The organism is Saccharopolyspora sp. NPDC045839 (assembly GCF_056431645.1).
Genome location: NZ_JBWKKH010000018.1, coordinates 174,039 through 190,358 on the forward strand (window position 1 = coordinate 174,039; position 16,320 = coordinate 190,358).

Annotated in this window: 13 protein-coding genes and 1 pseudogene; 7 read left to right on the top strand and 7 right to left on the bottom strand. The window is 66.2% G+C overall.

Features of this window, described 5'->3' with window-relative positions; all coding sequences use genetic code 11:
* Positions 1 to 4: 4 nt before the first annotated feature.
* The 4 genes from AC07EQ_RS24490 to AC07EQ_RS24505 form a co-directional block, all read right to left on the bottom strand.
* The gene (locus AC07EQ_RS24490) at positions 5 to 1,261 is read right to left on the bottom strand and encodes an MFS transporter (RefSeq protein ID WP_478390227.1); all 1,257 of its coding nucleotides are present in this window, start codon (positions 1,259 to 1,261) and stop codon (positions 5 to 7) included.
* Between the two features lie 82 nt (positions 1,262 to 1,343).
* Positions 1,344 to 1,664, bottom strand: a complete 321-nt coding sequence (locus AC07EQ_RS24495; protein ID WP_478390228.1) for a hypothetical protein — start codon at positions 1,662 to 1,664, stop codon at positions 1,344 to 1,346.
* Positions 1,665 to 1,909: 245 nt separating this feature from the next.
* On the bottom strand, positions 1,910 to 2,650 hold the full coding sequence (locus AC07EQ_RS24500; protein ID WP_478390229.1) for a GntR family transcriptional regulator: 741 nt from the start codon (positions 2,648 to 2,650) through the stop codon (positions 1,910 to 1,912).
* Between the two features lie 234 nt (positions 2,651 to 2,884).
* Positions 2,885 to 3,796: a LysR family transcriptional regulator gene (locus tag AC07EQ_RS24505; protein WP_478390230.1), complete on the bottom strand. Its 912-nt coding sequence runs from the start codon at positions 3,794 to 3,796 to the stop codon at positions 2,885 to 2,887.
* 120 nt (positions 3,797 to 3,916) lie between these two features.
* Here AC07EQ_RS24505 and AC07EQ_RS24510 point away from each other — a divergent pair, with 120 nt between their 5' ends.
* Both AC07EQ_RS24510 and AC07EQ_RS24515 read left to right on the top strand, forming a co-directional pair.
* Complete coding sequence (locus AC07EQ_RS24510) at positions 3,917 to 5,086, top strand: FAD-dependent oxidoreductase (protein ID WP_478390231.1); 1,170 nt, start codon at positions 3,917 to 3,919, stop codon at positions 5,084 to 5,086.
* Between the two features lie 54 nt (positions 5,087 to 5,140).
* The gene (locus tag AC07EQ_RS24515) at positions 5,141 to 6,397 is read left to right on the top strand and encodes an allantoate amidohydrolase (protein WP_478390232.1); all 1,257 of its coding nucleotides are present in this window, start codon (positions 5,141 to 5,143) and stop codon (positions 6,395 to 6,397) included.
* A 937-nt stretch (positions 6,398 to 7,334) separates the two neighbouring features.
* Here AC07EQ_RS24515 and AC07EQ_RS24520 read toward each other — a convergent pair.
* The 3 genes and pseudogenes from AC07EQ_RS24520 to AC07EQ_RS24530 form a co-directional block, all read right to left on the bottom strand.
* Positions 7,335 to 7,877, bottom strand: a complete 543-nt coding sequence (locus AC07EQ_RS24520) for an IS630 family transposase (RefSeq protein WP_478390242.1) — start codon at positions 7,875 to 7,877, stop codon at positions 7,335 to 7,337.
* 251 nt (positions 7,878 to 8,128) lie between these two features.
* Positions 8,129 to 8,659, bottom strand: a complete 531-nt coding sequence (locus AC07EQ_RS24525) for a P-loop NTPase family protein (RefSeq protein WP_478390233.1) — start codon at positions 8,657 to 8,659, stop codon at positions 8,129 to 8,131.
* Positions 8,660 to 8,737: 78 nt separating this feature from the next.
* A pseudogene (locus AC07EQ_RS24530) lies at positions 8,738 to 9,177 on the bottom strand (DUF2637 domain-containing protein); the annotation flags it as partial.
* A 1,444-nt stretch (positions 9,178 to 10,621) separates the two neighbouring features.
* Between AC07EQ_RS24530 and AC07EQ_RS24535 the strand changes: the two are divergent.
* The 5 genes from AC07EQ_RS24535 to AC07EQ_RS24555 all read left to right on the top strand — a co-directional run.
* Positions 10,622 to 11,644 (top strand): beta-ketoacyl-ACP synthase III, encoded by a 1,023-nt coding sequence (locus AC07EQ_RS24535; RefSeq protein ID WP_478390234.1) that lies wholly within the window; start codon positions 10,622 to 10,624, stop codon positions 11,642 to 11,644.
* A 31-nt stretch (positions 11,645 to 11,675) separates the two neighbouring features.
* Entirely contained in the window at positions 11,676 to 11,915 is a 240-nt protein-coding gene (locus tag AC07EQ_RS24540; protein WP_478390235.1) for an acyl carrier protein, read from the top strand.
* The gene (locus AC07EQ_RS24545) at positions 11,915 to 13,138 is read left to right on the top strand and encodes a beta-ketoacyl-[acyl-carrier-protein] synthase family protein (RefSeq protein ID WP_478390236.1); all 1,224 of its coding nucleotides are present in this window, start codon (positions 11,915 to 11,917) and stop codon (positions 13,136 to 13,138) included. Before AC07EQ_RS24540 ends, AC07EQ_RS24545 begins: the two co-directional genes overlap by 1 nt.
* 39 nt (positions 13,139 to 13,177) lie before the next feature.
* Positions 13,178 to 15,076, top strand: a complete 1,899-nt coding sequence (locus AC07EQ_RS24550) for an acyl-CoA dehydrogenase family protein (protein ID WP_478390237.1) — start codon at positions 13,178 to 13,180, stop codon at positions 15,074 to 15,076.
* A 291-nt stretch (positions 15,077 to 15,367) separates the two neighbouring features.
* On the top strand, positions 15,368 to 16,320 hold a 953-nt coding region (locus tag AC07EQ_RS24555), incomplete at its 3' end, for a carboxyl transferase domain-containing protein (protein WP_478390238.1).

A 16,320-nucleotide genomic window follows, 5' to 3' on the forward strand; every position in this document is an offset into this window, starting at 1 on the left:
TCGTTCACTTCGGCTGACCGACAGCGTCGGTCAGGATGTTCCGGTTGCGGGTCTCGGGTAGCAGGGTGAGGGCGACGGCTCCGAGCACGGCCGCGATCGCGCCGACCCAGAACACCGCCGTACCCAACCCGACAGCCGTTCCCAAGGCGCCCACGGACAAGGGGCCGAACGCGGCCAGCCCGCGTCCGACGTTGTAGGCGAAGGCCTGCCCGGTGGCGCGGGATGCGGTCGGGAACAGCTCCGCGAGGTACGCGCCCATGCCGCCGGCCTGCCCGGAGGCGAAGAAGCCCAGCACGAAGCTGATGGCGTAGCCGATCTCCGGCTGGGCGATGGGGGAGAAGACGAACAGGCCGATGCTCGCTACCGAGCCGGCGAAGAACAGCGCGAAGGTGGGTCGGCGTCCGATCGCGTCGTGGACGAACCCGGAAACCAGGTATCCGGCGAAGGAGCCGGCGATCACGACCCAGGTGTAGCTCGCGGTGCCGATGACCGAAAGACCGCGCTCGGACTTGAGGAACAGCGGCAGGAAGATGAACACCGAGTAGTAGATGCCCTGGATGCAGATGCCCAGCAGCGTCGCGAGCAGGGTGACCCGGAGCTGGCCGCGGGTGAACAGCGCGGCGAACCGGCTGCGCCGCTCGGGCGCGATGGCGGTGAGGTCGACGCGGTCGCGGGTGGTGCGGCGGATGACGAAGGCCACCGCGGCCGGCAGCACGCCGATGGCGAACAGCACCCGCCAGGCGGATTCGGGCGGCATCAACGAGAACACCAGCAGGTACGTCGCGGTGGAGATCGCCCAGCCGATGGCGTAGCAGCTCTGCACGAACGCCAGCACGCGGCCGCGGCGGGCCGCCTGGGTGTACTCGGCGACCAGTGCCGCGCCGACCGCCCACTCGCCGCCGAAGGCCAGCCCTTCCAGTACCCGCCAGGTCAGGAATTGCGGGAAGTCCTGCGCGGTCGCGGTCAACGCGGTGAACACGCTGTAGCCGATGATCACCCAGGTCAGGACCCGCACCCGGCCGAATCGGTCGGCGAGCACACCGCACACCACGCCACCGACCGCGGACGCCACGATGCTCAACGCCGTGACCCACCCCGCCAGCGCGGTCGAGATGCCCAGCACCGGCAGCACGACGGTGAGCGCGAATGAGTACATGGTCCAGGTCAGACCGTCCAGACCCCATCCGATGCCGGCCGCGGCCACGGCGCGCCGCGCATCGGAATCCGATCTGGTCGGGGTGTCGGCCTGCGCTGTGGTCATGACGGGCTCCGATCCCTGGAGTTGCATCGCTGTTCCGTGCACCGGAGCGGTTGCCCCGGTCGAAGTTCCGCTGGCGGCGACCTCACAGGTGGTGAGGCGGGTTGTCCGGGGTTCCGACGGTCCGGCCAGGTGCGGGAGGACCTCCTGCTCGAGGAGCGGCCTCGGCTGCGACGGTGCGGACCGCGAGCCACAGCGCGGTGTCGCCGACGACCTCGCTCAGGCGCTTGGACGTGCTGCACGCGACGACGGACAGCTTCGTGCCGCACGCCCTGTGCAGGAAGACGTGGTTCCGGCATCCGTTGGCCAGGTAGGAGAACGAGTCGATACCGGCGTCGGCCAGCGCGGAGCGGACACCGTCGCTGTCGAGCCGGACACCCTTCGGCACCGTGTAGGGGTCTTCCATCGCTGACCACCCTTTCGTGTCAGCTCGATCGTCGGGTGGCACGAGGGTGCCCCCGCTGGAGATCGCGGACTTCGCCGTCCGGCCGGGGCCGGTCGTCGGCGGTGGCTCGGAGGTCGCACCAGGCGGTGGGAAGAGCTGTCCGCTGATTTGGAATTCGATCCGTATACGAAAAGTACGCCGGAGTGGCCTCGAACACAAGACCCCGCGTCACCTGGGGCGACGCGGGATCTGCGGCGGAGCGGGGGTCAGGAACGTCGGCGAGGTGCCAGTGGCGCGGCGGGCAGCTCGCCGGACAGATCGACGGCGTCCACCGTCTGGCCCTGGAGGAATTCGACGACCCTGGCCCGGAACAAGTGGACGTGTCGTGCGGCGATCTGCTCGGCGGCGTCCGGGTCGTGATCGCGCACCGCGGTCAGCATCTCGTCGTGGTCCCGGCAGGTGCGCTGGAAGTGCGCGGCGAGGTCCGCGGCGAGTCCGGCGTCTCCGCCGAAGCTGAGGTAGGCGAGGCGTTGGCCCTGGTCGTGGATGGGCCAGGCCAGGCTGCGGAGGTGTTCATTGCGCGCGTGCAGCGATTCCAGCCGGTGCAACTGCGCGTTCGTCGCCGAGATCGCCGCGGGGGAACCGTTCTCGATCGCCTCGTTGAACTCGGTGTTGGCTCGTTCCAGTTCCTCGATGTCGCTGTCGGTGGCTCGCGCTGCCAGCAGCCGCGCGGTTGCCCGCGCCACGACGATGTGGGCCTCGAACAGCTCGGCGATGTCCAGGAGGTCCAGTGGACGTACCGTGAACCCACCCTTCGGCCCGACGTTGATCAGGCCTTCCGAGCTCAGGCGGAACAGCGCCTCGCGCACCGGGGTCCGGCTCAGGCCGAGCTCTTCGGCCAAGGCGATGTCGTCCAGGCGCTCGCCGGGGCAGGCCTGCATCGTGACGATCTTGCGCTTGAGCTCCTTGTGGGCCTGGTCCATGACGGAGCGATCGCGCTTGGGCACCAGGTCACCTTCTCACTGGCCGGGCGGCGAGTTGTGCAGCTCGCCATGACTGTTCCAGTTTGAATACTAGTGGAATTCCAACGCCCCCCGCGGTTGCCGGGCGTGCGACGCGGGCCGATCCATGAAGATCAGCCATAGCTCCACTATCCGGTGAACGTCGCGCGCGACTCCCGTCCCGCCTGGGATGTCGCGAACACGTTGCTGCACAAGCATTTCCGCTAGGAGGAGGTTCGGTCACTTCGGCGCGCGGTCGCTGATCGCCTCCTGAGCAGCGATGCGCAGGTACTCGTGGAACGCGGTTGCCGCGGCGTGCGGAGGGGAGCCCTCGGGTGGGGACGCGACCATCATCGTGGTGGTGGGGCGCGACGCGATGTGCACCACCTGCACCGCGTCCGGTTTGAAGCGGGAGACCGACTCGGGCAGGACCGTGAACCCCAGCCCGCCGGCCACGAAGCCCAGCGCGGTCTCCTGGTGGACGACTCGGTGCGTCACCCGTGGGAACGGCACCGGCGCGCTGAAGATCGACTGGAGCTGAGCGACGAACCCGGGCATTTCGCGCGGCGGGAAGCTGATCATGGGTTCGTCCGCGAGGTCCTCGGGCGTCACTTCGGCGCACGAGGCCAGGCGGTGATCGGACGGCAGGCAGGCGACCAGGTGCTCGGTGTGCAGGTTCTGGAGGGGGAGGCGTGCGCTCGCGTCGCCGCCACGGACGACTCCGAGGTCCAGGGTCCCGTCGTGCAGCTGGTCGAACTGCTCACCGCTGGTCAGCGGGCTGAGCTCCAGCTCGACGCCGGGGAGTGCCTGCCGGAAGCGCCGCACGGCGAGGGGCATCACGCTGTAGCTGGCGGAGCTCACGAATCCCACGGTGAGCTTCCCGGCGCGTCCCGCGCGCACTTCGTGCAGATCCGCGACAGCGTCGTCCAGGGCGTCGAGGAGTCCGTCGAGTCGCCTGCGCAGCTCGTCGCCCGCCGGTGTGAGCCGCACCCGCCGCGTCGTGCGGTGGAACAGCTCGACGCCGAGTTCGGCCTCCAGCTGGCGGATCTGGTGGCTCAGCGGGGGTTGGGAGATGTGCAGGCGTTCCGCCGCGCGGCCGAAGTGCAGTTCGTCGGCGACGACCATGAAGTACCGGAGGCGGCGCACGTCCATGCACCGATTGTAGAAGAACCGTGTATCAGTCCGCGACGAACAAGTATTGGACAGATCTGAATACCGCGAGGTCTGATGGTGCTCGTCCACCCCGAAAACCTCGATCTTTCGGAGCGTGCCGTGCCTGGACTCACAACTCAGTACGCCGTCATCGGTGCCGGTCTGGCAGGTTCTGCCACCGCGTGGCAGCTGGCCTCCCGAGGCCACGAGGTGGTCTTGCTCGAGCAGGCGACCCCCGCCCACCACGGCGGCAGTTCGCACGGATCGGCGCGCATCCTGCGCTACGCCTACCCCGAGCACCTCTACACCCGGTTGATGGTGCAGGCAAAGCCTCTGTGGGACGACGTCGAACGCGCTACGGGCAGGAACATCATCACCCCGATCGGTGCACTCGACTTCGGTGCGCAACGCCAGCCCGAACGCCTTGCCCGCGTCCTCGGTGATGTCGGCGTCGACCACGAGTTGCTGAACGTCGAGCAGGCCTCTGAGCGCTGGCCGGAGTTCCGCTTCGACACCCCGGTCCTGTGGCACTCGGGTGCCGGGGTGATTCATGCCCAAGCAGCTGTGGAATCGATGGTCGACCTTGCAGTAGCGCGCGGAGCACACCTGGAGACGGGCTGGCAGCTGGCCTCGGCCACGCGGGAAGGCTCCGGCTACCGATTGGTCTCGACCCGCGGTGACGTCGTGGAGGCCGAACGAGTCGTGGTCTGCGCCGGCGGCTGGTTGCCCGATCTGCTGGCCGAGCTGGCGCTCCCGGAGGGATTCCGGTCCGCGATGCCGTCCTTGGGAGTCCGTCAGGAACAGGCGTACCACTTCCCGTACCGGGACCGGGCTGTTGTCGATGGTTCCGCTGCCGCGCCGTGGCCGACGTTCATCTACAAGAGCAAGCAGATCCAGGTCTACGGCCTGCCGGGCGGGGAAGACGCTGACTTCCGCGGTCAGAAGGTCGCCGAGTTCAACGGTGGCAAGCTGCTGCCGTCGGCGGCCCACCAGGACCAGCTCGTAGACCCGGCCAACCGCCGGCGAGTCACCTCCTACGTGCAGGACAACATCCCCGGACTGGAGCCGGCCCCCTACGCGGAGACCACTTGCCTGTTCACCAACACCCCCGACGAGAACTTCGTCCTCGACCGCGCTGAAGGGGTCACGGTGGTCTCGCCCTGCTCCGGGCATGGGGCGAAATTCGGGCCGTTGATCGGTGTCCTGGCTGCGGACCTGGCCAGCGCTGCAGACCCCTCGGGTGTCCCCACCGTGCCCTCGGAGTTCCGCGTCGCGGCCACGTCCGGATGAGCAGCTGCCGGAGTCGCAACGCACGCCTGGCCCCGCGAGATGGAGGAATACGATATGCCTGATCAGCCCAACGACGTGACGTCGTTGCTCGGCGACATCCGTGATGTCGGCACCGACCCGGTCCGAGGCGGATACTCGCGCCCAGTGTTCTCCACTGCCGAGCTCGACCTCCGGGCATGGTTCACGTACGAGGCCACCGCACGCGGACTCGACGTCGAAACCGACCGCAACGGCATCATGTGGGCCTGGCTCGATGCGCCATCAGGGGAGCGGACCGACGCGGTGGTCACCGGCAGCCACCTCGACTCGGTACCGGGCGGCGGAGCTTTCGACGGCCCCTTGGGAGTTGCCTCCGCTCTCGCCGCGGTGGATCTGCTCCGGGAGCGAGGACACCGGTTGCACCGCCCGCTGGCCGTCTCGGTCTTCCCGGAGGAGGAGGGCTCCAGGTTCGGATTGGCCTGCCTCGGCTCGGGAATCATGACGGGCACCGTGGATGCCGCGCGAGCGCTCAAGCTCACCGACCCGGACGGAAACACCTTCGCTGACGTCGTCAGTCGCAACGGTCTGAACCCCGAACACATCGGACCGGACCGGGAAGCACTCGGGCGGATAGGCACGTTCGTCGAACTGCACGTCGAGCAAGGCCGCGGCCTCATCGACCTCGACCGGCCGGTGGCCATCGGATCGTCGATCATCGGCCACGGCCGTTGGCGGTTCACCGTGACTGGCCAGGGCAATCACGCTGGGACGACGCTGATGGCCGACCGCAGCGACCCCATGACCGTGGCAGCTCGGATCGTGCTGGCAGCCCAAGAAGCAGCGCGGTCGACACCGGACGCCCGCGCCACGGTTGGCCGGATCACGCCGGTTCCGGGCGGCTCCAACGTCATCGCTTCGTCGGTGGACGTGTGGCTCGACGTTCGGCACCCGGACGACGACATCGTCCGCGCTGTCGTACGGAGAATCTCCGATTCGGCCCACGAATCCGCAGTCCAAGAGGGATGTACCGTCACCCTGCGGGAAGAATCCTTCAGTCCCACCGCCCATTTCGACCAAGAGCTCCAGCACCGCATCGCCCGAGTGCTGCCGGACGCCCCCGTTCTGGACACGGGCGCCGGCCACGACGCCGGCGTGCTGGCCCCGTTCTTGCCGACCGCGATGCTCTTCGTTCGAAACCCGTCCGGCATCTCGCATTCCCCGGAAGAACACGCCGAACCTGCTGACACCGAAGCCGGAGCCGAAGCCCTCGCAAACGTCCTGGCAGACCTGACCGGACGACCAAGTGCCGAGGACTCGACCACGGCGCCGTGAGCGGAGAAGTTGACGCCGCAACGCCTGCCTGCGGGCTCTCGGGTGGGAACAGTCGGCAGGCGCGGCGTCGACCCCGTCACGCTTCGGGATGACGAGCGGCGAGCGGTCGGGGTCCAGGGTCTCCGGGTCCGGTCCGCCGCGGTGTCCCGTGTCGAGGGCGTCGATTGCGGCGAGTTCGCTGGCGGTGAGTTCGAAGTCGAACACGTCGAAGTTCTCCGTGATGCGTGCGGGGTTGGTCGACTTCGGGATCGCCGAGCGGCCCTGCTGGAGGTGCCGGTGATGCCGCCGATCGGCGACCAGGCCTGGAAGATGACGCCGTGACGGGCGTTGGCCGCACTTTGCCCTCGGCCAGCAGCGACTCCAGCTGGAAGACGCCGAGGCCGAGCTTGGGCATCTCGACCCCGTTGTTCAGGGTGATGTTCTCCATCGAGTCCTCTTCTCCTGCCGTCAGTTGTGGGTAGCTCGGTCGCCTGGAGTCCAGGATGTCCGGCGGTGTCGGTCCAGTCGTGGCGGCCGGCGATCTCGCGCAGGGTGGCGGCGGTCTGGGTGGCGCGGGGGTCGTGGTCGAGGCGGGGGCTACGGGGAGCTTCCCTCCGAGACGGTCCGCCGGAGGTAGAGCCGCCGTAGGCACAGCGACTCAGATCAACCGCGAGCAAACAGTCCAACCGTGCTCTGTCTGGTTTGTGTTGCTGGTAAAGACACGTTCCTGGCTAATCCGGACACATGGATTCCCTTCCGTTCTCCGGATTTGTTGGTTAGTCATGGGTATGTAACGGAACTTGTCGCGAGAAGTAGTGATTTGCGGTTGGTGATGATGTATGACTCAAGTTCTTCGAGACCCCACTGAGGTGGAGCCTCTCGCGGTGACAGTCGCTGTTGCTGCGACGATGTTGTCTCTGTCGCCGTGGCAGGTTAGAAAGTTACTGACCTTCGTGGTTTAGAGCGACAGTCCGGTGTGTTGGAGGAATGAGTAGGGCAGGTGCTTGGTGGCGCGGACGCGGTCGATGCCACGCTGGGCGCAGGTGATGGCTTTCTTGATGGTGTCGGGGCAGAGGTTGGCCAGTTCGACGCCTTTGACGCTGGACCACAGGGCTTCCACGGGGTTGAGGTCGGGTGCATAGGCTGGCAGTCGTTCGACGGTCAGCCAATCGCCTTGTGTGGCAAGTAAATCGATCATGGCTTTGCTGCGGTGGGCCGGGAGTCCGTCCCAGATCAGCGTGACCGGTTGTGATGCAAGGAAAGCGCGCAGCTCGGTGAGGACGCCTATGAGTGTTTCGGTGTTGCAGGCGTCGTTCTGGACATGGAAGGCCACCTCGGGTTTGCGTCGATCATCAGGACCGGGTGGGTAGCACAGCGCGGCGGCCATCGACGCGCGTTTCCAGTTGAACCGGTGCTCCAGCACCGGTGTTTGTCCGATCGGCGCCCAGCTGCGGCGCACGGTCGGTGCCAGCGACAGTCCGGATTCGTCGAAGAAGACGATCCATGCTCCGCGTGCGGCGGCGTTTTTTGATCCTGGGTCAGGTTTCGGTGATCCAGGTTACGATCGCGTCCTCGTCGCGCTCGGCGGCGCGGCGGGCCGGGCGTTGCGCTCCCGGTCGGAGTGGTAAACGCAGAAGGCTGCCACGATGAGGCTGGCACTTGCTGAACGGACCGGCAGGCGATGGAAGTCCGCGCACACGTACCCTGCTCGGTTTGCCAAGTTAGCTCGGTTGCCAACGTTAGTCGGTGCGGTCATGGTGAGCTCGGATTCCGTGCGCTCGTTTCAGCTGTGTGGGTCTTGAGGTAGCGGCGGATGGCCCGGCGGCTGGCGAGAACGACGACCGTGCCGGTGGCGTGCTCATCGATCAACCGCTGGACTTTGGGGCGCATGGTCTTGCGGTAGCCGAGGATGTAGCGGACGAAGCCCCAGGTGATGCGGTCGTAGACGCCGTCGGTGTCGTGTTGGCCTCCGCGGTAGCGCAGCCGACGACGCAGGATTCCCCAAAGACAGGTGATCGCCGGCAGGTCGAGGAAGATCACTGTGTCGGCTGCGGCGAGCCTAATCGGCATGGTCGAGGCGTAGTTGCCGTCGATGACCCATGAGTCCTGGGCGACGAGTGTGCGCTGTTCGTTGGCGAACTGCTCCTGGGGTAGCGGCTTCCAGTCACAGTCGTAATAGACGGTGTCCAGGTATGTGACGGGCAGCCCGAGGCGCGCTCCGAGCTCGCGGGCCAGTACGGTCTTGCCGGAACCACCACAGCCGGCGAGCATGACTTTGCGCACGTCAACCTCCCTGTGAGACTGCAGCATCGTGGACCGGATCTGTCGGCATTGGCGGTCTTGATCCGGTCTCTTCAGCCTCGGCGCTGGTCGCGCTGGCAGTCTGGACCCGATGCCGCTTCAACGCCTGGTTCAACAGTTCGACCGACAGCAGCAACGCCAGCGGCGGGCAGGCCGCTACCGCGATCGCGAAGGCACTCAGCTCAGGAGCGGAGGCCACGTTGGCGCACAATGACAGTCCAATTCCGAGAGTGAACGACAGCCACGCTTTCCACTGCCCGCCGTCGCGTCGGCTGTGGTCGTACTTCCATAGCTCGACCGTGGCCATTGCCAACAACCCATCCACGATCAACGGCCAGATCGTCGCGGTGGCCTCGTCCGCGCCGAACTGCAGAGCGAACTCCCGGCCATGCCGGTACGAAACGAAGGCCCGCGCCCACGGCCACCAAGAGCGTGCAGATGAGTTGAACCCACAGCGAGCGGTCAGGGCGCGGCGTTTGGGGACCTGACCGCAACGTCATTTCCGACCACTCCCGCGCCCCTTGTATCGCACGATGGGCAGGCAGGCCGAAGCGGCTGTCGTCGCAAGCCGGGTAGTCGAAGGCTTCGATCGACATCCTGCCAATGGTGCGGCGAGAAGTAGAGACAGACCGTTGCTGCCGCTGGTGCTAGGCATCAGGGCGATTGCTGGCTCATCGAGCAAGACCGCCCATGCCAGCAGCCCGAGCTCCCGCCGTGGAATGCCGGACAGTTGCAGGCACACGCGCTGCAGACGCAGGTCAATGGTCAGAGCCATCGAAGGAGCGGGAATCCCCCGTTGCACTTGGCTCATCGGGCCCGCGCCCGCCTTGCCCTGCGCTCCATCGCCAACTGCACTTCGACCTGGATCTTCAGGTCAGGCGGACTGGGGCGTGGTGTGATTGCTGCGAGTGCCCCCGGTGCGATTCGAACGCACACTGTACGGATTTTGAGTCGGCTTCACGCTGTGGCTCTGGTGTATCGCCTGGTCATTGGGCGTGTGATCTCGCTCTCATGGTGCTCCGTGGGCATGATCGGCGACCGTTCATGCCCAAACCCATGCCCATTGAGGCCACTGTGGATAGTTGCGTGTGTGACGCTTCGCATAAGCGCTGTGATCAACATTCGCGGCGGGGTGGTTGATCCAGTTCGCCTTGCAGGCGGTCCAAGCCGGGCGCGAAGCGGGAGACAGGTGGCCCGGAGCATCATACGCATCCCCGCTCGGCGCGCCCCAAGATCACACGGCGTCGCGAACCGTTACTCGGAACGGCTCAGTGACCTCGGCGCAGCTCCGCGGCAGGTGTGACCGCGCGGAATAGGGCGACCGAAAAGTGTCCGAACAAAGCAGCTGTCATGCGATGCGTTGCCATTGGGGTTCCCGCGAGGGCCGATTATGCGACGGCTGGCCGGCCCCCGCGGGATCTCCTCCTGCCGGGGGGGACGTGCGACAGAAGGAGGCAATCAGGCCACGTGCCACGAGCTGACCTGAGTAAATACTGGCCGAGTCGCAGCAGTGGCAACAAGAGTTGTCCAGGCACCGTCGTCGGCCATTTCGGGCAGCCACTTGGCGGATTCGGACAAAACCGTCAAAGTGCGCGACGTCGGGTGGTCCGCGAAGATCTTCGCCCTGGGGTTTGGTCTCGCGCGGTTCCCGGAAGTCCACGTTGGCCGTCGGTGGCAGCGGTCCAGGGGCGTCGAGGCGCCGCACTCACGGGTTCGCGTGCCGGACTGTACTTTCGTGCAGGGCAACGAGTACGAAAGTACCTACTTCGGTTCGGCGGCAACGCCCAAATTCATAGACTCTGAGTACCGGCTGGTCGTCGTGAACCGACGTCAGATATTGAGATGGTGTGGCACACATCCACCCCGCCTCATCGGCGCATGTTAAGAGCATGAAAACGCTCCATCGTCTCGTGCAGAAATCATTGAGCAACGGAGTTGGCCTGAATGACAGTCAGCGCTGTTATCGCGGGGTTGGGAGCATGGTTGCCTCCCGGGGTTGTCACGAATAACGATTTGTGCTCGAGGTTGGACACCTCCGAAGAGTGGATAGAGCGTCGCACGGGTATTTTGGAGCGTCGGGCCGTCTCGAACGGTATGGCGACGCTGGACTTGGCGGTGGAGGCCGGCGGTCGGGCGCTGAAAGCAGCCGGGGTTTCCGGGGTCGATGCGGTCGTCGTCGCGACGACCTCACCAGATCGGATCTGTCCGGCCGGGGCGCCGGAAGTGGCGTCCAGGCTTGGGCTGGGGCCCATCGCAGCTTACGACCTGACCTCTGCATGCAGTGGCTTCGTCTATGGCCTTGCCACCTGCGCCGGACTCATTAGCGCCGGGATCGCAAAAAGCGTGCTTTTCATCGGTGCCGAAGCGTTCTCGACCTTCATCGACCCGGCGAATCGCGCCACTGCACCTATCTTCGGCGATGGAGCCGGGGCGGTGGTGCTGCGTTGCGGAAGCCCGGAGGAGCCGGGCGCGATCGGACCGTTCGACCTGGGAAGCGATGGCGCGCAAGCCGACCTGCTGGCCATCTACGGTGGTGGCTCACGGCAGCGGTCCGCCACCGGGCTCGGTCACGGCGAGGTGCCGACCGAGGACTGGTATCTATCGATGGCCGGCCGGGCGATCTATCAGCAGGCGATCACCCGGATGACCGAATCGTCACTTGCCGTGCTCGATCGTGCCGGCTGGTCGGTGACGGAGGTGGATCGCTTCGTTGGACACCAGGCCAACATCCGCATCCTTAACTCCGTCGCCCAACGGTTGGGTATCGCGCCGGAGAAGGTTCTGATCAACATCGATCGCGTAGGAAACACCCTGGCGGCGTCCATCCCGCTCGTCCTGGCCAGCGCCGCCGCCGGCGGCGAGCTGCGTCCGGGGGACAAGGTGCTGATCACCGCATTCGGGGCGGGGCTGTCCTGGGGTTCCACGGTCTTGGTGTGGCCGGACGTTTCGGTAGACAGTCCACTGTGAGTTTTCGCATCGAATCCAGAAGGAGACCAGGATGAGCGATTTGTACACCCGACTCGGCGAATTGCTGGAGAGCAAATTCGATGTCGAGAAGCAGGATCTGAGGCCCGACGCCTCGCTTGACGACCTAGGCCTGGACTCATTGGCGCAGGTAGAACTGGGCGAATTGCTCGAGCAGGATTTCGGTGTGGAGGTCACCGATGCCGAGATGGAGAAGATGGCCACGTTGAACGACATCCTCGAAACGTTGGAGAAAAAGGGAGCGACCGTCTGATGTCCGGATTCGCGGTGGCGGTCACCGGCCTCGGGCTCATCACGCCCGCGGGGATCGGCGTGGAGGAGAACTGGAACCGAGTCGTCGAAGGTTCTCCGATGGCAGCCACCGACCCTGAGTTGACCGGGCTCCAGGTCGATTTTTCCTGCCGCGTCCCGGGTTTCGACCCCGCCGCGAGTCTCGGCGAGCACAACGCCTGGCGGCTCGACCGTCACCAGCAGTTCGCCCTCGTCGCGGCGCGCGAAGCCGTTCGTGATGCGGGACTGTCCGAGGCGGACTGGGATGCCACCAGAGTGGGCGTTGTTCTCGGTAGCGGCGCGGGCGGAACTTCGACCATGGAAGCGCAGCAGACCAAGTTGCTGGACAGCGGCGCGGCCAAGGTCTCGGCGCTGACCCTTCCCATGGGTCTGTTGAACATGGCGGCAGGGCAACTGGCGATCGAGTTCGGGGCGCGCGGTCCGAATCTCACGATCTGCACCGCCTGTGCCTCCGGCACGAGCGCGATCGGCGTGGCTCGGGACCTGATTCGCTCCGGCGTGGCCGACATCGTGATTGCCGGGGCGACGGAAGCGGCGGTGACACCGCTGTTCGTCGCCGCCTTCAGCAGGATGCGAGCACTTTCCAGGAAGAGCTCCGATCCACGCGCCGCGTCCCGGCCCTTCGATGCGGCACGGGACGGCTTCGTGATCGCTGAGGGCGCCGCGGTCCTGATTCTGGAAAGCGAGCGCCATGCATTGGCCAGAGGCGCTCGGGTGCGCGGGCGGGTTATCGGCTACGGCGCGTCTGCCGACGGTCACCACGTGACGGCGCCCGATCCGGAGGGCAAGGGGGCCGAACAGGCGCTTCGTGGTGCGTTGACCGACGCTGGTCTCACGGCGCGTGAGGTCCAGCACGTCAACGCCCACGGCACCTCCACGCCCCTCAACGATGTCGTCGAAAGCGCCACCATACGGCGGGTGCTCGGTGAGCACGTCGCCGTCAGCTCCACCAAGGGCGTGACCGGGCACGCGCTCGGTGCCGGCGGGGCGATCGAAGCGGCTTACGGGATCCTTTCCCTCCAACACGGGTGCATTCCTCCGACGGCCAACCTGGAAAACCCGGATCCGCAGATCGAACTCGATCTCGTATCCAAAACGGCACGTCCCTGCGCGCTTGAGATCGTACTGAGCAACTCCTTCGGCTTCGGGGGGCAGAACGCCGTGCTCGCCCTCGCAGCCTCGTAAACGATCAGCTCGCTCGTCGAGTGCTGAAAGGTACTGAGAATGACAAGCGTTACAACACAATACCTTCCGGCCGCTTCGGGAATCCGGCAGGCCGAGCCGGAAATCCGGGAAGCAGCGGAGGACCTTGCCGCACTCGTCTACGACGGTAAGTTCGACAGTGTCCATGCCGATCTGCGGGCTGCGCTGGAAGATCCGATGTTCGACCCGCGCCACGGCCTGGCGCCGCTGGAGGCGGGCCGGTTGTCCTACGAACGGGCCCGGTTCCTCCACAGTCGCCTCGAACCGGCGGCTGAGTTGATGCGCGATCAGCTCCGGATGTTCGCGATCGGCGAATGGTCGTGCCTGATCGACACCACCACCCTTCCGATCCTGAACATCCACTACAACCTCTGCTTGGGGACGATCCTCCAACACGGTGCAGGGCGCGACGATCTCGCGGATTACATCGACGAACTCGGCAGCATGTCGTCGATCGGTCTGCTGATCGCCACCGAACTCGGCCACGGCAACAACATCGCGGCCTTGGAGACCGAGGCCGTCTACGACCACGCCAGTCGCGAGTTCGTGCTGAACACCCCGCACGCCCGCGCGCAGAAATTCATGCCGAACACGGGGATCTCCGACATCCCGAAGCTGGCAGTCGTGATGGCGCGGCTGAAGGTCGACGGGGAGGACCGCGGTGTTTTCCCTTTCATCGTCAGGATTTCCGACCGCAACGGCCTGTGCACAGGGGTGCACGTCACAAGGCTTCCGGAAAAACCGGGGTTCGCCCTGGACAACGCGGTGACGCGGTTCGACCACGTCCGGATTCCCCGCCGGAATTTGCTGACTGGAGACATGGGACAGCTTACCGACGATGGCGTGTTCCAAGGCGCCGTTGGTAGTAAGCGCAAGCAGGTCCTGCGCGCACTGGACCGGGTGAACCCGGGGCGTATCTGCCTGACTGGTGCGCTCATCTCGGCCGGCCGCGCCAGCGTGTACATCGCCGTGCGGTACGCGGAGCAGCGTTTGACGGCTGCGCCCGGTCGCGGGGAGGTGCCGATCCTCGCCTACCGCAGTCAGCAGATCGCGTTGTTCAGCGCGCTCGCGCAGGTCTACGCAATGACTTTTCTCGTCAACCATGTCAAGACGGAATACCTGTCCCGCCACAGCGGGAACGAGGCCGAGGTCGACCAGTTGATCTCGATCGCCAAGGCACTGTCGAGTTGGGAGATGTCCAGGGTCATCCACGTCTGCCGTGAGCGGTGTGGCGCCCAGGGCATGTTCTCGGTCAACCGCATCGCGGATTACGTGCCGATGGCCCAAGGAGTGGTGACGGCTGAAGGCGACAACCTGCCACTTCTCGCCACCGTGGCCGGACAAATGCTCGCGCGCCGCAGCCGATCGGCAGGCAAGACGACACCACCCGATCCGGCAAGCAGGGACCTGCTGACAGGCACGTTCCAGCTCGATTTGCTGCAGTATCGGGAAGACAGCTTGCGGCGGGAAGCACGGCAGGCGATGACCGAGGAGACCCGCGGTGACGGAACGCTGTTCTCCGCCTGGAACCAGAACATGACTGCGGCCACATCCATGGCACGCACCCGTGGGGTGCGACTGGCACTGGAGCAATTCCTGACCGCCGTGGAAAACGCGGAAACCGAAGACGGCCGCACCGCCCTGCGGTTGCTGGCACGCCTCTACGGACTCCTCGAGGTCAACAGGGACAGCGGTTGGTATCTCGCGAGAAACGCGCTGACGGCCGAGCAGGTCGAACGACTCCCGCGCGAGATCGAATCGCTGTGCGAGCAGATCCTTCCGCACTCCCGGCTGCTGGTCGACGGGTTCAACCTCACGCCAGAAATCCTGCGGGCACCGATCGCAGATGATGACTACATCACGGCTGTCAGCAGGCTGGTCGGTCACGATCTCCCAGCTCCGCGCACCGCAAGCCGTTGACCTTCCCTGCATGGTCTGCTCTGGTCAGAGCCCGTGAATTTGGTGGGGCGTCATAGCACCCTGGAGGTTCGCGGTTCGATGTTCCTGCTGGTCACTCCAGCCGTGCGTACTTTGTTTCTATGGCAGCACAAAGCGCGCACGGCTCCGGACCTGCCGGAACGTCGCTCCAGGCCGTCATGTCGTGGGCAAGCCGCAAAGCTCCAGGCATCCCAAAGGGACTCACGGGCCACTGACCCGCAGGAACTCGAGAGCCCCGGAAGACCGCCCGACACCGACTTCCCGGAGGATCCGATGACGGCAGTGGCCACCCGACCGGAAACCGAGCAGGCGCAACGGGATCCGCGCGACCCCGACGTGCGGCTGGAGCGGCTGCTCGATCCGGAGTCGATCGAGCCACTGCACGCCCGTGACAGCAGCGGGATGTACGCGGTGCGCGGTCGTATCGACGGCACGAGGGTGATCGTCTACTGCAGCGATGCCACCAAGATGGGTGGTGCGCTCGGTTCCGAGGGCTGCGGGCACATCGTGGACGCCATCGACGTGGCGGTGCGCGAGCGCTGCCCGGTGATCGGCGTGTGGCACTCCGGCGGCGCCCGCATCCCGGAGGGTGTGGAATCGCTGGACGGCATGGGCCAGATGTTCGCGGCGATGATCCGCGCTTCCGGCCGCGTCCCGCAGATCTCCGTCGTCGTCGGCCCGGCCGCCGGCGGCGCCGCCTACGGTCCGGCGCTGACCGATGTGGTCATCATGTCCCCCGCCGGGCGCGTGTTCGTCACCGGCCCGGACGTGGTCCGCAGCGTCACCGGCGAGCAGATCGACCAGGAGGGGCTCGGCGGGATCTCCGCGCACGGCGCCAAGTCCGGCGTGGTGCACGTGACCGCCGCGGACGAGGCCGACGCGTTCGTGCGGGCGCGCCGGCTGACCGGGCTGTTGGCCAAGCCGGGCCTGTTCGACCTGCACTCCGTGCGGGATGAGGACGACCTGCGCGCGTTGCTGCCGGACCGCCCGCAGCGGGCCTACGACATCAAGCCGGTGATCCGCGGCATCCTCGACAAGAAGGACGACGGAGCCGGCAACATTTCCGCGGACTTCGAGGAACTGCAGGCCAAGTGGGCCCCGAACATCGTGGTCGGCCTGGGCCGGCTCGGGGGCCGCAGCATCGGCGTGATCGCCAACAACCCGTTGCGCAAGGGCGGGTGCCTGGACTCGCTGTCGGCGGAGAAGGCCGCCCGCTTCGTGCGGAT

What these genes read in the sequence shown, in the direction of transcription:
- AC07EQ_RS24545 (WP_478390236.1), top strand. Translation starts at nt 11,915, where the DNA reads ATGTCCGGATTCGCGGTGGCGGTCACCGGCCTCGGGCTCATCACGCCC.
- AC07EQ_RS24515 (WP_478390232.1), top strand. Translation starts at nt 5,141, where the DNA reads ATGCCTGATCAGCCCAACGACGTGACGTCGTTGCTCGGCGACATCCGT.
- AC07EQ_RS24550 (WP_478390237.1), top strand. Translation starts at nt 13,178, where the DNA reads ATGACAAGCGTTACAACACAATACCTTCCGGCCGCTTCGGGAATCCGG.
- AC07EQ_RS24490 (WP_478390227.1), bottom strand. Translation starts at nt 1,261, where the DNA reads ATGACCACAGCGCAGGCCGACACCCCGACCAGATCGGATTCCGATGCG.
- AC07EQ_RS24505 (WP_478390230.1), bottom strand. Translation starts at nt 3,796, where the DNA reads ATGGACGTGCGCCGCCTCCGGTACTTCATGGTCGTCGCCGACGAACTG.
- AC07EQ_RS24535 (WP_478390234.1), top strand. Translation starts at nt 10,622, where the DNA reads ATGACAGTCAGCGCTGTTATCGCGGGGTTGGGAGCATGGTTGCCTCCC.
- AC07EQ_RS24495 (WP_478390228.1), bottom strand. Translation starts at nt 1,664, where the DNA reads ATGGAAGACCCCTACACGGTGCCGAAGGGTGTCCGGCTCGACAGCGAC.
- AC07EQ_RS24540 (WP_478390235.1), top strand. Translation starts at nt 11,676, where the DNA reads ATGAGCGATTTGTACACCCGACTCGGCGAATTGCTGGAGAGCAAATTC.